At 54.6% G+C, this 17,984-nt stretch carries 18 protein-coding genes; 7 read left to right on the top strand and 11 right to left on the bottom strand.

The genetic code is table 11. From position 1 onward, the window contains the following. Window positions 1–64: 64 nt before the first annotated feature. Window positions 65–859 carry an inositol monophosphatase family protein gene (locus tag IXC47_RS04830; RefSeq protein ID WP_175626550.1) on the top strand — a complete coding sequence of 265 codons (795 nt, stop codon included), beginning with the start codon at window positions 65–67 and terminating at the stop codon, window positions 857–859. 258 nt (window positions 860–1,117) lie between these two features. Beyond that, the gene (locus IXC47_RS04825; protein ID WP_175626549.1) at window positions 1,118–2,464 is read left to right on the top strand and encodes a DEAD/DEAH box helicase; all 1,347 of its coding nucleotides are present in this window, start codon (window positions 1,118–1,120) and stop codon (window positions 2,462–2,464) included. Window positions 2,465–2,549: 85 nt separating this feature from the next. Here the strand turns inward: IXC47_RS04825 and IXC47_RS04820 are convergent, their stop codons facing one another. Next, window positions 2,550–2,804, bottom strand: coding sequence for a hypothetical protein (locus IXC47_RS04820; RefSeq protein WP_175626548.1), 255 nt, complete (start codon window positions 2,802–2,804; stop codon window positions 2,550–2,552). 215 nt (window positions 2,805–3,019) lie between these two features. On the opposite strand from IXC47_RS04820, the gene IXC47_RS04815 reads away from it, so the two are divergent. The 3 genes from IXC47_RS04815 to IXC47_RS04805 all read left to right on the top strand — a co-directional run bounded on the left by IXC47_RS04815 (window position 3,020) and on the right by IXC47_RS04805 (window position 7,461). After that, window positions 3,020–3,706: a fumarylacetoacetate hydrolase family protein gene (locus IXC47_RS04815; protein WP_195874877.1), complete on the top strand. Its 687-nt coding sequence runs from the start codon at window positions 3,020–3,022 to the stop codon at window positions 3,704–3,706. Between the two features lie 156 nt (window positions 3,707–3,862). Continuing rightward, the gene (gene mutS, locus IXC47_RS04810) at window positions 3,863–6,508 is read left to right on the top strand and encodes a DNA mismatch repair protein MutS (protein ID WP_195874876.1); all 2,646 of its coding nucleotides are present in this window, start codon (window positions 3,863–3,865) and stop codon (window positions 6,506–6,508) included. 8 nt (window positions 6,509–6,516) lie between these two features. Next, window positions 6,517–7,461, top strand: coding sequence for a hypothetical protein (locus tag IXC47_RS04805; RefSeq protein ID WP_195874875.1), 945 nt, complete (start codon window positions 6,517–6,519; stop codon window positions 7,459–7,461). Window positions 7,462–7,546: 85 nt separating this feature from the next. Here the strand turns inward: IXC47_RS04805 and IXC47_RS04800 are convergent, their stop codons facing one another. Next, on the bottom strand, window positions 7,547–8,092 hold the full coding sequence (locus tag IXC47_RS04800) for an FKBP-type peptidyl-prolyl cis-trans isomerase (protein WP_175626544.1): 546 nt from the start codon (window positions 8,090–8,092) through the stop codon (window positions 7,547–7,549). A gap of 105 nt (window positions 8,093–8,197) precedes the next feature. Here IXC47_RS04800 and IXC47_RS04795 point away from each other — a divergent pair, with 105 nt between their 5' ends. Together IXC47_RS04795 and IXC47_RS19565 are read left to right on the top strand one after the other, a co-directional pair. After that, entirely contained in the window at window positions 8,198–9,319 is a 1,122-nt protein-coding gene (locus IXC47_RS04795) for a cupin domain-containing protein (protein ID WP_195874874.1), read from the top strand. A 231-nt stretch (window positions 9,320–9,550) separates the two neighbouring features. Beyond that, a complete protein-coding gene (locus IXC47_RS19565) occupies window positions 9,551–9,784 on the top strand; it encodes a hypothetical protein (RefSeq protein ID WP_124575193.1) in 234 nt (77 codons plus the stop codon). Between the two features lie 111 nt (window positions 9,785–9,895). Here the strand turns inward: IXC47_RS19565 and IXC47_RS04785 are convergent, their stop codons facing one another. The 9 genes from IXC47_RS04785 to IXC47_RS04745 all read right to left on the bottom strand — a co-directional run bounded on the left by IXC47_RS04785 (window position 9,896) and on the right by IXC47_RS04745 (window position 17,824). Next, window positions 9,896–10,675 (bottom strand): MBL fold metallo-hydrolase, encoded by a 780-nt coding sequence (locus IXC47_RS04785; RefSeq protein ID WP_195874872.1) that lies wholly within the window; start codon window positions 10,673–10,675, stop codon window positions 9,896–9,898. Between the two features lie 32 nt (window positions 10,676–10,707). Beyond that, window positions 10,708–11,832, bottom strand: a complete 1,125-nt coding sequence (bamC, locus tag IXC47_RS04780; RefSeq protein ID WP_230089403.1) for an outer membrane protein assembly factor BamC — start codon at window positions 11,830–11,832, stop codon at window positions 10,708–10,710. A 127-nt stretch (window positions 11,833–11,959) separates the two neighbouring features. Continuing rightward, on the bottom strand, window positions 11,960–12,838 hold the full coding sequence (gene dapA, locus IXC47_RS04775; protein WP_175626539.1) for a 4-hydroxy-tetrahydrodipicolinate synthase: 879 nt from the start codon (window positions 12,836–12,838) through the stop codon (window positions 11,960–11,962). An 86-nt stretch (window positions 12,839–12,924) separates the two neighbouring features. Then, window positions 12,925–13,503: a class I SAM-dependent methyltransferase gene (locus IXC47_RS04770; protein WP_195875075.1), complete on the bottom strand. Its 579-nt coding sequence runs from the start codon at window positions 13,501–13,503 to the stop codon at window positions 12,925–12,927. A 30-nt stretch (window positions 13,504–13,533) separates the two neighbouring features. Then, window positions 13,534–14,190, bottom strand: a complete 657-nt coding sequence (locus IXC47_RS04765; RefSeq protein ID WP_195874870.1) for a site-2 protease family protein — start codon at window positions 14,188–14,190, stop codon at window positions 13,534–13,536. 176 nt (window positions 14,191–14,366) lie between these two features. Then, complete coding sequence (locus IXC47_RS04760; RefSeq protein WP_175626537.1) at window positions 14,367–14,990, bottom strand: L-threonylcarbamoyladenylate synthase; 624 nt, start codon at window positions 14,988–14,990, stop codon at window positions 14,367–14,369. 62 nt (window positions 14,991–15,052) lie between these two features. Beyond that, window positions 15,053–15,925: a protease HtpX gene (gene htpX, locus IXC47_RS04755; RefSeq protein WP_175626536.1), complete on the bottom strand. Its 873-nt coding sequence runs from the start codon at window positions 15,923–15,925 to the stop codon at window positions 15,053–15,055. A 101-nt stretch (window positions 15,926–16,026) separates the two neighbouring features. After that, window positions 16,027–16,863: a 3',5'-nucleoside bisphosphate phosphatase gene (locus tag IXC47_RS04750; RefSeq protein ID WP_175626535.1), complete on the bottom strand. Its 837-nt coding sequence runs from the start codon at window positions 16,861–16,863 to the stop codon at window positions 16,027–16,029. Between the two features lie 94 nt (window positions 16,864–16,957). Continuing rightward, window positions 16,958–17,824, bottom strand: a complete 867-nt coding sequence (locus IXC47_RS04745) for an alpha/beta fold hydrolase (RefSeq protein WP_175626534.1) — start codon at window positions 17,822–17,824, stop codon at window positions 16,958–16,960. Window positions 17,825–17,984: the final 160 nt, after the last annotated feature.

Below are 17,984 nucleotides of genomic sequence, written 5' to 3'. Positions count from 1 at the left end.
AATTTCAATTTAGGTGGTTCTGCTCGCCCTGAGGCGTAAGGACCGCCATTTTAACGGAAACTCTATGCATCCCATGCTTAATACGGCGGTCAAAGCTGCCCGCCGCGGCGCTGCCATCATCAATCGCGCGTCCTTCGATCTGGACCGTATCAAGGTCACCGAAAAAAAGCCTAACGACTTTGTGACCGAAGTGGACCAGGCCGCTGAGCAGGCGATCATAGAAGTCCTGAAATCCGCCTACCCCGACCACGCCATCCTCGCCGAAGAATCCGGCGCGTCGAGCAATCTGCACGACGAAAACGACAACGTCTGGATCATCGATCCTCTCGACGGCACCACCAACTTCATCCACGGCTTCCCGCAATACTGCGTATCGATCGCCCTGCAACAACGCGGCCAGATCACGCAAGCCGTGGTCTACGACCCGACCCGCAATGACTTGTTCACGGCGACCAAAGGCGCAGGCGCTTACCTGAATGAAAAACGCATCCGTGTCACCAAGCGCGACAAGATTGCTGACGCACTGATCGGCACCGGCTTCCCGTTCCGTGCAGGCGACGATATTGATGAATACCTGAAAGTCTTCAAGATCATGACGCAAAGCTGCGCTGGTTTGCGTCGTCCTGGCTCCGCTGCACTCGACCTGGCTTATGTCGCTTGCGGTCGTCTCGATGGCTTCTTTGAAAAAGGTTTGCAACCGTGGGATATGGCAGCAGGTTCTTTGCTGATCACTGAATCCGGCGGCATCATGGGCACCTTCGATGGTGAATCCGACTACTTGTACAAAGGTGATGTCATCGCTGGTACGCCTAAAGTATTTGCGCAAATGGTTTCCTTGTTGAGCCCATACGCCAAGTAAGTAGCTCTGCACAAGAAAGGGAAGTATCCGCTGACGGATTGAGCAGCTGGTACTTCCCTTTTTTCATTCCGGTATACGCATGTCAACCATGCATCAGCAAGTAATCCCCGGCTTCCAGCCCACTACTGCTATACTCGCGGCACACGGCATACCACCAGTCACCTTGCCGCTGTCCTGCGACTTCCGCACCCTAATCCCCGTTTGCCTGCGACTGGCGCCCACTGCGGCGACAGGCCGATAATTTTCTATTGAGTATTCATGTCTTTTTCTGACCTCGGCTTAGCCGAAGGAATTGTTCGCGCCGTTACTGAAAGCGGTTACACCAACCCTACCCCTATCCAGGCCCAGGCGATTCCCGCTGTACTGGCAGGTGGCGACTTGCTGGCAGGTGCACAAACCGGCACCGGCAAAACCGCAGGCTTCACGCTGCCGATACTGCATCGCCTCGCGACCAGCGGCACGCCGCATGCGTCTGCTACCGCACAACGTCCTATTCGTGCACTGGTGTTAACACCAACCCGCGAACTGGCGGCACAAGTCGAAGAAAGCGTACGCACCTACGGCAAATACCTGAACCTGAACTCTGCCGTGATCTTCGGCGGCGTCGGCATCAACCCGCAAATCAAAATGCTCAAGCATGGCGTCGATATCCTGGTGGCGACACCAGGCCGCCTGCTCGACCATATGCAACAAGGCACGGTCAATCTGAACCACATCCAGATCCTGGTGCTGGACGAAGCTGATCGCATGCTGGACATGGGCTTCATCAAAGACATACGCCGTGTCCTCGCAGCCTTGCCGAAGAATCGTCAAAACCTGCTGTTCTCCGCCACCTTCTCGAACGAGATCAAGGCACTGGCAGACGGCTTGTTGAATTCGCCTGCGACCATAGAAGTCGCACGTCGCAATTCGACAGTGGAAATCATCGAACAAAAAATCCATCCGGTCGATCGCGACAAGAAACACCCCATGCTGGCGCACCTGATCAAGAGCAATAACTGGTCGCAGGTATTGGTCTTTACCCGCACCAAGCATGGCGCGAACAAACTGGTAGAACAACTGGAAAAAGACGGCATCAGCGGCATGGCCATCCACGGCAACAAGAGTCAGTCGGCACGTACCCGCGCCCTCAGCGAGTTCAAGGACGGCAGCCTGCAAGTACTGGTTGCGACCGACATCGCTGCCCGTGGTATCGACATCGATCAATTGCCACACGTAGTCAACTATGACTTGCCTAACGTACCGGAAGACTATGTACACCGCATCGGTCGTACCGGTCGCGCTGGCGCCACTGGTGAAGCAGTCTCGCTGGTCTGCGTCGATGAACTGGAAATGTTGAAAGACATCGAAAAGCTGATCAAACGCAAACTGCCATCCGAAGTGATTCCTGGCTTTGAACCAGACCTGAATGCCAAGCCGCAACCTATCCAGCGTCGCAGCAACGATGCACCAGGTCGCCGTCCGCAAGGTCAGGGTCGTAACGCGCCAGCCAAATCCGGCAAGGCACCGGCAGGCAAGCCTAACGGACCGTCCCGCGGCGGCTTCGGCGGCAACTCGAATGCACGTCCGTCGGCACCACACCGCTCGGGTGGGCGCGGACGCTAATCCGACGCACGTACTTCAGCCGGGATCCATCTTCTGCATGGGTTCTGGCAGTTTCTTCCTGTCGTATCCTGAACTACATCCTTCTCTAAGCAGGCATATCGCGCTTGCCGCCTGCGGCAATTTGCAGGATATCCAAGGTTTCCCTGAATACCTGATCAAGTAACTGCCCTTCGGCAATATCTGGTGCGAGCGCAGCCCAATCGGCCTGCACGCCAGCCATCAAATCCGCAGTCTTCACCTGCAGGTTCGCGTCCAGTCGCTGGATCAGCATGATGAGCAAATAACGCATTGCTCCCAGCTTCGCTGCAACGTCTGCTTCACTACGACTGCTTGCATCCATACATACACTCCTGCGGGAAAGGAAAAGTGCATCATACCGAAAACGGAAACACGCTGGCATGGCGCGGCTTTGCCGCTCATTCAGTTGATTTTGACGCATTTAAAATTTATCATGTTCGCTCTTGCTCACGCCCTCCTTCCCTCCCGGGTGAACGCCACGCTGGTTCAGCGGATGCCCTGCAAGCAATCCCCCATTAAACATCAGGAACAAATACGATGGATTACGCAATTGATTTCCCGCCAATCACGACTTTACCCGTGAGCGGGAGTGACAAGCCGTTCCCGGTCGGACGCATCTACTGCGTCGGTCGCAACTACGCTGAGCATGCCCGTGAAATGGGCCACGATCCTGATCGCGAACCGCCATTTTTCTTCATGAAGCCTGCTGATGCTATCGCGGCCAACCATGCCACCATCCCATATCCGACACTGACTCAGGATTTACACCACGAAATCGAAATGATCGTGGCTATCGGACGTGGCGGTGCGAATATCCCAGTCGAACAGGCACTGGATCACGTATTTGGTTACGGCGTAGGGCTGGACATGACACGCCGCGACATACAAGGCATCGCCAAGAAAATGGGACGCCCATGGGAAATGGGCAAAGCCTTCGACAATTCAGCTCCCTGCACTGGCATCACGCCGGTCACGCAAATCGGTCATCCAAGCAAAGGCGCGGTCTGGCTCAAGATCAATGGTGAATTGAAACAAAAAGGTGACCTCGCTGACCTGATCTGGAACGTACCCGAAACAATCGCCTACCTGTCCAATATGATCACGCTGCGTCCAGGCGACCTGATCATGTCCGGCACTCCGGCTGGCGTCGGCCCGGTGCAGCGCGGAGACAAATTGGTAGGGCATGTAGACGGGCTGGAAGAACTGGTCGTCACTTACGCCTAAGCGACCAGTACGCGGCTTGCAGAGATGCGAGTCGCCGAAATCTCTGAATGTATCAAGGGAAGCGGCGATATAGCTCATGCGCAGCCTAGCATTCTCGTACAATGATCGGCTGTTTTCCTCGCCTTCCGCACACCGCATTTACATGACATCAAGCATATGAAAACCATCAAGCCTCAAACACCAGAGGTCAGCGAAAAACATACTCCGATGATGCAGCAGTATTTACGCATCAAGGCCGAGTACCCGACCACCCTGGTGTTTTACCGTATGGGCGATTTCTATGAACTGTTCTTCGACGATGCGGAAAAAGCGTCGCGTCTGCTCGGCATCACACTGACCCAGCGCGGCTCCTCCAACGGCAACCCGATCAAAATGGCGGGTGTGCCTTTCCATGCAGTTGATCAGTATTTATCCAAGCTGGTAAAACTGGGTGAGTCCATCGCCATCTGCGAACAGATAGGCGATCCGGCGACCAGCAAAGGTCCGGTAGAGCGCAAAGTCTTGCGCGTGATCACGCCGGGTACCCTGACCGATTCCGACCTGCTGCCGGAAAAATCAGAACAGCCCCTGCTCGCGCTATACAGCACCACACAACGCAAGACCACTACCATAGGGCTGGCTTGGCTGTCGATGGCGAGTGGCGCATTGAAGCTGATGGAATTCGCGACCGATGCGCAAAATGCAGATACACGCCTGAAACATGAACTCGAACGCATCGCACCGGCAGAAATCCTGGTCTCTGGAGCGGTCAATGATTTGTTCAATGAATACGCGTTTGCCAAGAACACGACTGTGCCTGACTGGCACTTCGATATCGCACACGGCACCAAGGCTTTATACGAACAACTGAATGTGGGCACACTAACCGGCTTCGGCGCGGAGAACCTGAGCGCCGCTATCGGTGCCGCCGGTGCCTTGCTGCGTTACGCGCAATCTACCCAAGGCAAAGGCTTGCAGCATGTACGTATGCTGACGGTAGAAACCGAGAATGAATTCATCGGCCTCGACGCCGCCACGCGTCGCAATCTGGAACTGACGGAAACCATACGCGGACAGGATACGAATGCTGCCACGCTGTTCTCCCTGCTCGATCACTGCCGTACCGCGATGGGTTCACGCCTGTTGCGACACTGGCTGCATCATGCACGTCGTGATCAAAGCGTGGCAATCGCACGTCATACCGCCATCAATGCGCTGATGCATGCCGATGCCTGCAGCGGCCTCGCCTCTACGCTGGCTTCAGTACCTGACGTTGAACGCATCACCACCCGCATCGCACTGATGTCGGCGCGTCCGCGCGACCTCGCTGGCATGCGCGGCGGCCTGCAGCAGCTACCGTCGCTGCGCGCTTATGTATCAATGTGCAATGCCGATGCCCCCTTGCTGAAGACCATACACGAGGCACTCGCAACACCCAGCGATTGCCTGGACCTGGTCGAACGCGCAATCGCGATGGAGCCAGCGGCCATGGTGCGCGATGGTGGCGTGATCGCACGTGGCTTTGACGCGGAGCTGGATGAATTGCGCGGCCTGTCGGAAAACGCCGGGCAATTCCTGATCGACCTAGAAACCCGCGAGCGTGCGCGCACCGGCATTAGCAATCTGCGCGTTGAGTACAACAAGGTGCATGGCTTCTACATCGAAGTCACACATGGCCAGACCGATAAAGTGCCGGACGACTATCGCCGTCGTCAGACCCTGAAAAATGCCGAGCGTTACATCACGCCTGAACTGAAAGCATTTGAAGACAAGGCGCTGTCGGCACAGGAACGTGCATTGGCACGTGAGAAGTATTTGTACGAACAGGTATTGCTGCAAATGACGCAGCATATCGCCACGCTGCAGAACATCGCGCATGCGCTGGCGCAACTGGATGCGCTGGTCGCCCTTACCGTACATGCATTGCGCCATAACTGGTGCGCACCGCAACTGGTCAGCGAGCCGACCATCACGATAGAACAAGGTCGCCACCCTGTCGTTGAAAACCATATAGAACGGTTCATCGCCAATGATTGCCTGCTCTCCAGCGAATGCAAGTTGCTGCTGATCACCGGCCCTAACATGGGCGGTAAATCGACTTATATGCGTCAGGTCGCCCTGATCACCCTGCTCGCTTATGTCGGCAGCTTCGTACCGGCTACCAGCGCTGTGATCGGCCCTATCGACCGTATCTTTACCCGTATCGGTGCTGCTGATGACCTGGCCGGCGGACGTTCCACCTTTATGGTTGAAATGACCGAGTCGGCCGCCATCCTGAATGGTGCGACAGAGAACTCACTGGTACTGATGGATGAGGTTGGTCGCGGCACCTCGACCTTTGACGGCCTGGCACTAGCCTGGGCTATTGCCAAACACCTGATCGACAATACGAAGAGCTTTACGCTGTTCGCCACCCACTATTTCGAACTGACACAGTTGCCGGAAGTCCACCCGACGGCGGCCAACGTCCATTTGTCGGCAGTGGAACATAAAGACAGTATTGTGTTCTTACATGCAGTACAAGCCGGACCTGCTTCGCAAAGCTATGGCTTGCAAGTGGCGCAACTGGCCGGTGTGCCGCAGCAAGTTATACGTGCTGCACGCAAACATCTGGCATCGCTGGAAGCGAACTCGATGCAGGCGACGCCACAATTTGACTTGTTCGCCAGCGGCGGCAGTACTGCAGGTGCCATAGAAAGCGAACCTGAGCCGCAAGCGCCTTCGGCTGTGGATGAAGCCATCGCTGCCATCAATCCGGATGCCTTGTCGCCACGTGAAGCACTGGATGCGCTGTATCGTCTGAAAGAACTGAGCAATCAGTAAATAACTGCATGAAACTCGTCGCCACACCATTGCTGCTCTGCATCGCACTCCTGCATCCGGTATGGGTGCATGCGAGCGACGCGACGCCATTCAGCTTCGGCGTGATCGCGAAACCGGTCAAGGCCAGTGATAGCGAAACCGTGCTGCGTGAAGCAATTACCGAGAGCGATGCCGACAACCTCGCCTTCGTGGTCGCCAGCGGCATCAAGGCAGCAGAAGAACCGTGTAGCGACAGTCTCTATCGCAACCGCAAGACACTGCTGGACAGCGCGAAGAATGGCGTAGTCGTCGCCGTCAGTGGCTATGACTGGACACGCTGCGTCAACAGCAAAAATCGTTTGATCGCAACAGACCGCATGAACCGTTTACGTGACCTGCTGTTCAGCGAGGATCTTTCACTCGGCGACAGCAAGATCCCATTGGTACGTCAGTCCACCATGCCGCAATTCCGCAGCTATGCCGAGAATATGCGCTGGCGTATCGGCGATGTAATGTTTGCCACCATCAATGTCCCGGCGAATAACAATAACTACCAGTATGCAGCCGGTCACAATACTGAATTCGAAGACCGCCAGACCGCGAATAGCGACTGGCTGAAACGACTGTTCATCACGGCAAAAATCGGCAAGGTCGATGGCGTGGTGATTTTTTGCGATGGCAATCCTTTGCTGCAGGCCGAACATTCATCGATGTTCTCTTCCGGCAAGCGTGAGGGTTTTGCTGATCTGAGACGCCAGATACTGGCTTTCGCCGACAAGTACCACGGCAAGATACTGATCGTGCACAGCGATTACAACACGCGCGCAACACCATCACCGAAAGGCATCAGCTGGCGCGGCAATATAGGCGCGTTGCGGGTAGAACCACCATGGCGCAAGATTCACGTCAATCCGGCGTCTGCTGACCTGTTCACACTAATCAATCCGATCACGGTACAAGCGGCGCGTCACTAAACGATATAGTGCGCGACCAATAAAAAACGGATGCCTCGGCATCCGTTTTTTATGCGCCCGTTTCACCGGACAGCAAATTCAGCTATTAGTGGATAGGATGGCTGCGGAAATGATCGCCGGCTTCGCCTTCGTCATCCTCGTCACCGTGGTGGTGACCATGTGCACCGTGTACATGCTCATGTGCAATTTCTTCTTCAGTCGCAGCGCGTACTTCGGTCACTTTCAGTGTGAAGCGCAGTGCCATGCCTGCCAACGGGTGATTGCCATCAAGCACAACCTTGTCGTCAGCGATGTCGGTCACGGTAAAGATCAGTGGTTGCTCATCTTCATCTTCCGCTTCCGGCGAACCTTCAAACTGCATGCCTACTTCCAGTGGTTCCGGCAGGCGGTTGCGTGGCTCGATCTTGACCAGGTTGGCATCGTATTCACCAAAAGCATCTTCCGGCTCAACCTGGATCGTGTCTTCAAAGCCAGCTTCCTTGCCTTCCAGCGCTTCTTCGATCTTAGGCAGGGTATTTTCATAGCCGCCGTGCAGGTACACCATAGGCTCACGGCCTTCTTCAATCAAATCGCCTTGCGCGTCTGACAATTTGTATTCCACGGTCACGACCGTATTCTTGGCAATCTTCATGATGATCCTTTCATTAAATATGGGCGCAATTATACTCGTGCACTTATTCTGTGACACGGCAACTCTGTATGCCGGGCAAATACTGCAGCCATATATAATGGCGCCATGAAAAAATTGACCTTACTAGGCGGACTGACCGCCGCAGAATTCCTCCGCGACTACTGGCACAAAAAGCCATTATTGATCCGCCAGGCCATCCCCGATTTCCAGCCGCTGCTGACACGCGACGAACTGTTCGAGCTGGTGCAAAGCGAAGATGTCGAATCGCGTCTGATTACACATGTCAAACGGGTATGGAATATGGACAACGGCCCGTTTGAGAAGATGCCGCCGTTGACGCAAAAAGACTGGACTTTGCTGGTACAAGGCGTCAATTTGCATGACGAAGCGGTCGATGCACTAATGCGCGAATTCAGTTTTATCCCAGATGCGCGCCTGGATGACCTCATGATCAGCTATGCCACCGAAACCGGTGGTGTCGGCGCGCATTTCGACTCCTACGACGTATTCCTGTTGCAGGCGCATGGCCACCGGCGCTGGCGCATAGGCGCACAAACCGACCTCACGCTGGTCGACGGCATGCCCTTGAAGATCCTGAAGAACTTCCAGCCCGAAGAAGAGTTCATCCTCGCTCCCGGCGACATGCTCTACCTGCCACCGCAGTATGCGCACGAAGGTGTGGCAATGGACGAATGCATGACCTACTCTATCGGTTTCCGCGCGCCGTCCTATCAAGAGCTGGGTGAAGCCTTCCTGGAGTCTATGATAGACACCATAGACCTGCCGGGTCGCTATGCCGACCCTGATCTGAAGCCAGCCAAGCAGCCCGCGGAAATCAGCAGCGCAATGCTGTCGCGTATCGCCGCCGAATTGAACAAGGTGCGCTTTACGCAGGAAGACATCGCACTCTTTGTCGGCGAGTATTTGTCCGAACCCAAAGCGCAGATCTACTTCGACGCACCGGAAGAAAACCTGACGCGTGCCCGCTTCCTGCAAAGTGCAAAGAAAAACGGCATCAAGCTTTCTCGGAAAAGTCTTATGCTGCATCGCAGCAATTATGTCTTCATTAACGGTACTTCGTTCGAAGTCGGAGACGAGGATTTGGCAGTTTTGAAAGAACTGGCGAATGTAAGATCGCTCAGTGGAACGCTTATCAGTTCGGCTTCTGCTGATGTCATCGATGCGCTGCACACATGGCACAAAGACGGCTGGTTACTGCTGGGATGATGACAAATCACGTCATAATCCATTCATATTTTGTTACAAACTAGCACTTACCAAAATGTAAAAGTGTTGTGTCACAAACAAAAAGAAGCGCTATAATTACCGGTTAGGAAGGTTTCGTTTCATCGCACCGCAACATTATGGTTCGAAATACTACGAAGCACCCTATAGAGCGATAATTACCGGTAATTATTCATCGCAAATTAATATCAACCTAGTTATTGAAAGATAATCATGACAAAATCCTTGCTGATCGCATCCCTGTTGGCTATTGCTTTGACCGCTTGCAGCAAAAAAGAAGAAGCTCCTGCAGCACCAGCAGCAACTGAAGCACCTGCAGCTGCTCCAGCAGCAGAAGCTCCAGCAGCACCAGCAGCTGCTCCAGCAGCAGAAGCTCCAGCTGCTCCAGCAACTGAAGCTCCAGCAGCTCCTGCAGCAGCTCCAGCTGAAGCACCAGCAGCTAAGTAATTAATCCAGTTTCTGGATGAGAAAGCCGACCCTCGGGTCGGTTTTTTTATGCCTGCAGCATTCGCGATTAAAGTCGCACTGAGGTGAGTTGCCGCATTTCCATCGCGGCACTCAGGGTAGCGTGACTTCCACCCAGCCAAAGCCCTCTTCCTGGCACGCAATCATTACTTCGGCGCTATCTGCCACCACCCCGGTCAAAGCCGCCCGCGCCAGTTCCGGCGTATTGTTTTTCAGGCTGAGATGCGCACCAACGATCCGCTGCAACCGTGACTTGTCCAGTGCTGCCAGAATCTCACCCGCCGCATGGTTCGACAGATGGCCGTACTCGCCGCCTATGCGCTGCTTGAGTGAAGGTGGGTAAGTGGAATTGATCAGCATTTGCCGGTCATGATTACATTCCAGCATCAGGGCATCACAGGCGTCCAGCGCAGCTATCATATGCGCGGTGCCATGTCCGGCATCAGTCAGCACTCCTAGCCTGCTTGCGCCGTCACTGGCGACATATTGCACCGGCTCACGGGCATCGTGCGGTACGGTATAAGGCGACAGCTCCAGGTCACCTATCGCAAAGCGCTCACTGTCACGACAGAAATGCAGCTGTACGCCGTCGCACTTATCGTGCACCGCCTGGTAAGTGCCATAAGTCAGCCAGACTGGCAGCTTGTGCCTGCGAGCAAACTTGAATACGCCGCCTACATGGTCCTGGTGTTCGTGGGTAACGATGATGCCGGAAAGATCCGTCGGGAGCATCTGCAATCTGGCCAGACGTCTTTCGGTTTCCTTGATACCGAAGCCGCAATCCAGCATCAGCGTAGTACGCGAGCTGCCGGATTGGGTAGAAATGAGTAAAGCGTTTCCTTCACTGCCACTGCCGAGGCTGGCAAATTTCATGCGCAGGCCTCGTCAGCAGGCATTACTACAAATTACTTCAGTTGCTCGTTCAACAGGCTCAGGATGCGTTCGCCTGTTTTCGACGATTCCAGCTTGCCTTCACTGTTCAGCACAGTGATCTGGCTGGTGTCGCCGGAGCTCTTGATGGCGACGCGATAGCGCGCTGCTGCTTTATCCTTCTCTGCCTTGGAAGAACCGAAGGTGAACAGATTGCCGAAGAAACCTTTTTTCTCGGTGTTTTTCGCATCGTCGCCCTGGTCGACATAGCGTACGAAGTACAGACCCTGGCTGCGATCACGGTCTTCGACTGTGAAGCCGACGCGATCCAGTGCCAGGCCGACACGACGCCATGCACGTTCAAAGCTTTCGTCTACCTGCACGTAATTGCCGCTAGGTGCTTTCACCAGCTTGGCGCGCGAAGATTGCGCTACCACGTTGGCAACAGCTGCCTTGGCACGCGTATCTTCAGCGCCCAGCGCAACCATCAGGCGCGACAGAAATTCTGCTTCCAGGTCAGGATCGGAAGCACGCGCAGTCCACACTGTGGTTTCCTTGTCGGTACCAGTCAGGACTTCTTCTGCGCCACGATGGCTGATGTAAATTTCGGTGGTGCCGTTCGCACCGCGTTCCAGACGGGTACGGAACTTGTCACGCTCACCGGTCGAGTACAGCGAATCAAATACTTTGCCCAGGGTCGAGCGGATGAAGTCTTGCGGGATCTTGGCGCGGTTTTCAGCCCAGTCGGTTTCCATCACGCCGGATTGTGGCGCCTCCAGATTGATCAGGAAGCCGTTGTCCTGCCAGAAATCCTTGACCTTAGGCCACAGGACTTCAGGTGCCTGGTTGACGACCAGCCAGCGTTGCGAACCATCGCGCTCTACGCGGATATCGTTGAAAGCCTTGGGCGCGACAGTCGCGGCCTGCTCAGCCGGACGTGTCGTCTGTTGCGCGTTGTACGAAGAAGCAGTGGCAGTACCACGGTTTGCATCCGGCAAGGCGTAACGGTTTTCACGTTGCAACTGGGTCAGATCAGGAGGAATTTCCAGCGTAGGTGTCTTTTTCACCTCGCTTTTGTAGTCGATGCGTCCTGGCTCGAGGATCGAATTGATGGAGCTGCATCCAGCCAGACCACCAGTGAGCGCGAGCAGGTAAATCATTCCACGTTTTGCGAAGCTACTTTGAGCCATGTAAGAAATCTTCCGAGTAATTATGTTGAATACTTAAAAAGCTGGTTCAGCTGGCAACTTCGGCTGCGAACGCCACATCAAGGCTTATTGAGCGGGCTTATTGTAATACGCCCGATTCACGCAGCGCGGCACGCACTGTTTCGTGAAACTCTGCAGCCAGCGGCACGATAGGCAAACGCATGCCGGATGGAATCAAACCCATCTCAGCCATCGCCCATTTGACAGGTACCGGATTCGGTTCGATGAACAGCTTGGTGTGCAAAGGAATCATTTTGTTGTTGATTTCGACCGCTTCAGCAACGCGCTGGTTCACCGCTGCATCGCATAATTGATGCATTGCGCGTGGTGCGACGTTGGCAGTGACCGAAATATTGCCTTTGGCACCACAGAACATCAGGGCCATAGCCGTTGCATCGTCACCCGAATACACCGCGAAATCCTTGCGCACCAGGCGCAGCAATTCAGTGCCGCGACCGATGTTGCCGGTCGCATCCTTGACGCCGATGATGCCTGGTACTTTGGACAAACGCAGGATAGTGTCGTTCGACATATCCGCTACGGTACGGCCAGGGACGTTGTACAGGATCACAGGCAGGTCAACCGCTTCCGCGATTTTCTTGAAGTGCTGATACATACCCTCTTGGGTAGGACGGTTGTAATAAGGTACAACTTGCAGCGACGCATCCGCGCCTACATCCTTGGCGAACTGGGTCAGTTCAATGGCTTCTGAGGTCGAGTTACCACCGGTACCGGCGATGACAGGAACGCGCTTGGCGGTATGTTCTACAGTGACGCGGACCAGCTCGCAATGTTCTTCAACTGAGACTGTTGGCGATTCGCCGGTAGTACCGACGATCACGATGCCGTCCGTACCTTCTGCGATATGCCAATCAATCAATTTACGCAGGCCCGGAATATCGAGTGTACCGTCGGCGTGCATGGGAGTAACGATTGCGACTAAGCTGCCCTGAATCATAATAGTGTGTGAGCGAAAAAATTGGAGAATATTAGATTGTAGCGGATCGCCCGCTTATGTGGTGTGCTCTTGCAAAGAATAGAAGCTCAATTTAAGCGCAAATTAGTGGCTTTCAGACCCTTATTGGCCTTAATTAGGCAAATTCTTTGTACCATCGCCGGTTTGGGCTCATCCAGATACCCATCCTCATAAGCCACCACTTGCAGGTCATATAGACGCGCAACTTCCAGCAATTCCCCATGCGCCAGCAGGAAGTCAGGATTGGACGGCTTGCCAAATTGCTCATTCCCCAGCGCGAAGGTTTCGTAAATCAGCACGCCCTGGTCCGCCAGGCTGGCGACCATGCTGCCCCAGAGTGGGCGATGCAGATAGTTGGTGACGACGATGCCAGCGAACCTGTCAGCGACAAACGGCCAGGTTTTGGCAGGCTCTGCGGTTTCCAGATCGACTTGCATGGTTTGAATGCCAGAACCGGCAGCCAAAGCCAACGCTTCCTCATTCCGGTCGACTGCCAGTACCGGATGTCCGTGCTGCGCCAGCAGCCGACTATGACGCCCTGCTCCGCAAGCCAGATCCAAGACCTCGCCAGCCGGAATCAGCGGCGCAAAGCGAGTGACCCAGGCCGAAGCCCTGTCCATTGCATTATGTGCGTTAGTGCCTGGCATCTGCATCATCGATGGTTGTGACACGCGAACTCAGTTCAGTAAAAAAGTAATCGGGGAAATCAACAGCAGCAAACCGGTCTCGGCAATCGTCATGACCGGCACCATCCAGAAATGCAGCACCTTCAAAAAGACCAGCGCCAGCACGATGAAGAAACCATAGGGCTCCAACTGCGCAAACTTGTACGCATATTTATTCGGCAGCAGGCTGGTCATGATGCGACCACCGTCCAGCGGTGGAATCGGGAACAGATTAAACGCGAAAATCACCAGGTTGGTCAGGATACCGGCCTGCGCCATGCGCATCAGGAATTCTTCAGTCGAGCCGAAGGCATGCAGGAACACCGCCAGCAACATCCACATCAGTGCCATCACCAGGTTAGCCGCCGGCCCCGCCAGCGCAACGAAAGCCATCTGCTTCTTCGGATTGCGCAAATTGCCGAAGTTGACCGGCACCGGTTTCGCGTAACCAAACAGGAAAGGACTACCAGCGAAATACAGCACGATAGGTATCAGCAAGGTACCGATAGGATCGATGTGCTTGATCGGGTTCATGCTCATGCGCCCTTGCGCGTAAGCAGTGGTGTCACCGAAGTATTTGGCAGCGTAGGCATGCGCAGCTTCATGCAAGGTAATCGCGAATACGATAGGCAATGCATAAACGGAAAAGGTTTGAATAAGATCGTTCATCGGCAGAATTTTATCAGAGGGGATGCCGTCGTTTATGACAACGGCGTAAGCAATCGGATATATACCCCCTCAGGACTAGCATGGCGGCATACAAGACGCGCCTGCCGGTCAGAGCCGACAAGCGCGAGGGGAAAGGTTAGAACTCATTTCACCAATATCCGTGAGATGCGTTCTCATTACAGACCAAACAGTGCAACATCGCCGCGCCCCTGGCGCTGCAATACAGGTTCACCGCTGGTCAGGTCGATCACGGTAGTCGGCTCAAAACTGCAGGCACCACCATCGATCACCAGGTCCACTACTTTGTTCAGGCGGTCACGTACCTCTTCCGGATCGGTCAGCGGCTCATCTTCACCCGGCAGGATCAGCGTGGTGCCCAGCAAAGGCTGCGCCAACTCTTCCAGCAAGGCATGCACGATACGGTTTTCCGGTACGCGCAAACCTATGGTTTTGCGCGATGGATGACTCAGGCGACGCGGCACTTCCTTGGTCGCTTCGAGGATGAAAGTATAAGCACCCGGCGTCGCCGCTTTCAGCAAACGGTACTGCTGATTATCCACTTTGGCGTACAGCGAAATCTCGCTCAGGTCGCGGCACAGCAGCGTCAGGTGATGCTTGTCATCGACATTACGTATGCGACGCAGGCGCGCCACGGCGTCCTTGTCGTCGAGATGACAAACCAGCGCGTAACAGGAATCAGTCGGCAAGGCGACAATGCCACCGTCCCGGATGATTTGCACCGCCTGGCTGATCAATCGCGCTTGCGGATTGTCAGGATGGATTTGAAAAAATTGGCTCATAAAATAATAAGGGCGGCGGCAGCTTTTTTAGCCACCGCCGCCGTGTCTTCCTTTGTTAAAGACTATCGCAGGTTACGCAACGCAGCAATACGATCTTCGATAGGCGGATGGCTGGAGAACAAGGCAGCGAATCCAGGCTTATCGTTGATACCCAGCGAAGCCAGACCTTCCGGCAAGCTGGTCGGCTCGATCCCGCCCAAACGTGCCAACGCTTTCATCATCGGTTGCGGGCTACCCAGCAATTTGGCAGCACCTGCATCCGCACGGTATTCACGATGACGCGAGAACCATGCAACGATCACCGAGGCAGCAATACCAAATACGATTTGCGACACAATGACGGTAATCGTATAACCGATGCCCTGGCTGTTATTGTTGTCGCGCGAAATCGCACGATCAACAAAGTAGCCAACCACACGCGACAGGAACACCACGAAAGTATTGACCACGCCTTGCACCAGCGTCATGGTCACCATGTCGCCATTGGCAACGTGAGCCACTTCATGTGCGAGCACAGCTTCCACTTCTTCCTTCGTCATGCTTTGCAGCAGACCGGTCGACACCGCAACCAGAGCGGAATCACGAAAAGCGCCAGTCGCGAATGCATTCGGTTCACCATCATAAACAGCGACCTCCGGCATGCGGATACCCGCACGCTGTGACAGCTTGCCGACGGTATCGACCAGCCACAATTCAGTGCTCGACGATGGCGCATCGATCACGCGCGCACCGGTCGACCACTTGGCCATCGGCTTGCTGATCAGCAGCGAGATGATGGAACCGGTAAAGCCAACCACCAGCGAGAACACCAGCAACATCGGCAGGTTCAGTCCAGCCTGCGAGATAAAGCGATCTACGCCCAGCAGCGACAGGACCACGGACATCACCGCGATAACTGCAATATTCGTCGCGATGAAGAGGAAAATACGTTTCATTCAATAGCCTCCAGAGGGGGTTAAGAGCGATTCCTAAATAAGACCGCAATCGAAAATTTCAATAGTGTAACTCACTGTTTTTAACGAAATCTTCACAAAATTTACCACCCCCAGTTATGCCACACCGGTTTTACACCTGTTGGCAGCGGCGGCAAGCCGCCCAGGTCAACGCGCGACTCGCCTGGACCATGAAAATCGGAACCACGCGAAGCGAGGAAATCATAGTCCCTGGCAACCTTCGCATAAAAATCATATTGATCGACAGTATGACTACCTGTCGTCACTTCGATTCCGACACCGCCGAAAGATTTAAATTCCTTAAACAAGGCGTCAAATGCGAGATCAGTAAATTTATAACGTCCCGGATGGGCGATCACGGCGATGCCTCCGGCGGCGCGTATCCAATCGACAGAATTCTGCAGGCTGGCCCAGCGATGCGGGACAAAACCCGGCTTGCCCTCGCCCAGGTAATTGGCAAAAACATCATGCAAGTTATCGCATAAACCCTGTTCGATGATGTAGCGCGCAAAGTGGGTACGCGAAATCAGGTCAGGATTATCAACGAATTTGAGTGCACCTTCATACGCACCTTTGATACCTATCTTTTCCAGTTGCGCGGCAATTTCACGCGCGCGTGGTTCACGCCCGCCACGGGTACTCGCCAGACCCTGCACCAGGGTTTCATTGGTTTCGTCGATTTGCAAACCGACGATATGCACGGTCTGTCCAGACCAGGTGATAGAGATTTCTACACCCGCGACAAACGGCAAATCGAGCGCAGCGGCAGCAGCACGTGCTTCTGCCAGGCCGCCGACTTCATCATGGTCTGTCATCGCCCATACATCGACGCCATTTGCCTTGGCACGTGCAGCCAGAGCCGTCGGCGTCAAGGTACCGTCAGAAAAGTTGGAGTGGCAATGTAGGTCAGCGTTTAACATGCAAATTCAATAGTTTTGCGCCAGCATGGGCGCATGTAAGGATTGTACGCGTGATAGCGGTGATTTGCTGCACAGCAAAAAGGAATAGGCGGCTTCAGACAAGGAATTGTTCCATTGCAGCAGCCAGCTGTTCCGGCTGATCATGCTGCAGCATATGCCCCGCATCATCGAGCAGGACGACAGTGGCATCGGCGATACAAGCAATCCGCTCATCGACCACCGCGCGCGGGTCAGCGCCAAAACGCGCCAGCAATTCACTCTGCTTGCCTTCCACCCATAAAACCGGGGCCGTAATCGCGCGCCAGCAAGCCTGCACTTCATCAATGCGATACAGATAAGGATTCGACAATCGATGCGCAGGATCAGCCTGCAACTCCCAACGTCCATCCTTATCCGGCGCTGCCCAATGGACAGATAAAAATGCCGCACGTTCATTATTCAGGCGCGGATTATTCTTCTGCAGGCGTCGCGCAACTTCTGCTGAACTGCCGTAGTCGCGTAACACGGGCGGTTCACGCAACTCATCCAGCCAGTTGGCAAAGCGTGCTGGCGCATCTTCGGCTCGCGTCGCCGGCATACCGAATCCTTCCAGCAAGATCAACCGCGCGATCCGTTCCGGCCGCACACCCGCATAAATACCAGCGACGTTCGCGCCCAGGCTATGCCCAACTAAATTGACGGACTGTTCCGGCGAATAATGCTGCAGGATGGCATCGAGGTCTGCCAGGTAATCGGGAAACCAGTAGTTACCGGCAGCATGATCGCTCAAACCAAAACCGCGCCAATCCGGTGCAATCACATGCCACTCGCCTTGCAGGCTATCGACCAGGAACTGGAACGAAGCCGACACATCCATCCAGCCGTGCAGCATGAACAGGACAGGCGCGTCAGGCTCGCCCCAATGCCGTATGTGGTATTGCAAACCGCGGATATTGATCCATTCCGAACGCGTAGACTTCATGCTGAATTCAATAAAAATTGTCGATAGAAATAGCTCTGTAAAACGAGCAACAAATACTGCAATTGATTACTAAGCATTTTACATTCCAGCCACTGTAAGGCTAAGCCCGCACGACTGCACGAGCGTAAACAAACAAAGCGCGCCGACAGCAGAACTGGCG

Source organism: Herminiimonas contaminans (assembly GCF_015645465.1).
In the GTDB taxonomy this organism is placed as follows: Bacteria; Pseudomonadota; Gammaproteobacteria; order Burkholderiales; family Burkholderiaceae_D; genus Oxalicibacterium; species Oxalicibacterium contaminans.
This window is presented reverse-complemented; position numbering and strand designations above follow the sequence as displayed.

Coding starts and splice junctions, on each gene's coding strand:
- IXC47_RS04830 (WP_175626550.1), top strand. CDS start 65: ATGCATCCCATGCTTAATACGGCGGTCAAAGCTGCCCGCCGCGGCGCT.
- IXC47_RS04825 (WP_175626549.1), top strand. CDS start 1,118: ATGTCTTTTTCTGACCTCGGCTTAGCCGAAGGAATTGTTCGCGCCGTT.
- IXC47_RS04820 (WP_175626548.1), bottom strand. CDS start 2,804: ATGGATGCAAGCAGTCGTAGTGAAGCAGACGTTGCAGCGAAGCTGGGA.
- IXC47_RS04815 (WP_195874877.1), top strand. CDS start 3,020: ATGGATTACGCAATTGATTTCCCGCCAATCACGACTTTACCCGTGAGC.
- mutS (WP_195874876.1), top strand. CDS start 3,863: ATGAAAACCATCAAGCCTCAAACACCAGAGGTCAGCGAAAAACATACT.
- IXC47_RS04805 (WP_195874875.1), top strand. CDS start 6,517: ATGAAACTCGTCGCCACACCATTGCTGCTCTGCATCGCACTCCTGCAT.
- IXC47_RS04800 (WP_175626544.1), bottom strand. CDS start 8,092: ATGAAGATTGCCAAGAATACGGTCGTGACCGTGGAATACAAATTGTCA.
- IXC47_RS04795 (WP_195874874.1), top strand. CDS start 8,198: ATGAAAAAATTGACCTTACTAGGCGGACTGACCGCCGCAGAATTCCTC.
- IXC47_RS19565 (WP_124575193.1), top strand. CDS start 9,551: ATGACAAAATCCTTGCTGATCGCATCCCTGTTGGCTATTGCTTTGACC.
- IXC47_RS04785 (WP_195874872.1), bottom strand. CDS start 10,675: ATGAAATTTGCCAGCCTCGGCAGTGGCAGTGAAGGAAACGCTTTACTC.
- bamC (WP_230089403.1), bottom strand. CDS start 11,832: ATGATTTACCTGCTCGCGCTCACTGGTGGTCTGGCTGGATGCAGCTCC.
- dapA (WP_175626539.1), bottom strand. CDS start 12,838: ATGATTCAGGGCAGCTTAGTCGCAATCGTTACTCCCATGCACGCCGAC.
- IXC47_RS04770 (WP_195875075.1), bottom strand. CDS start 13,503: ATGCCAGGCACTAACGCACATAATGCAATGGACAGGGCTTCGGCCTGG.
- IXC47_RS04765 (WP_195874870.1), bottom strand. CDS start 14,190: ATGAACGATCTTATTCAAACCTTTTCCGTTTATGCATTGCCTATCGTA.
- IXC47_RS04760 (WP_175626537.1), bottom strand. CDS start 14,990: ATGAGCCAATTTTTTCAAATCCATCCTGACAATCCGCAAGCGCGATTG.
- htpX (WP_175626536.1), bottom strand. CDS start 15,925: ATGAAACGTATTTTCCTCTTCATCGCGACGAATATTGCAGTTATCGCG.
- IXC47_RS04750 (WP_175626535.1), bottom strand. CDS start 16,863: ATGTTAAACGCTGACCTACATTGCCACTCCAACTTTTCTGACGGTACC.
- IXC47_RS04745 (WP_175626534.1), bottom strand. CDS start 17,824: ATGAAGTCTACGCGTTCGGAATGGATCAATATCCGCGGTTTGCAATAC.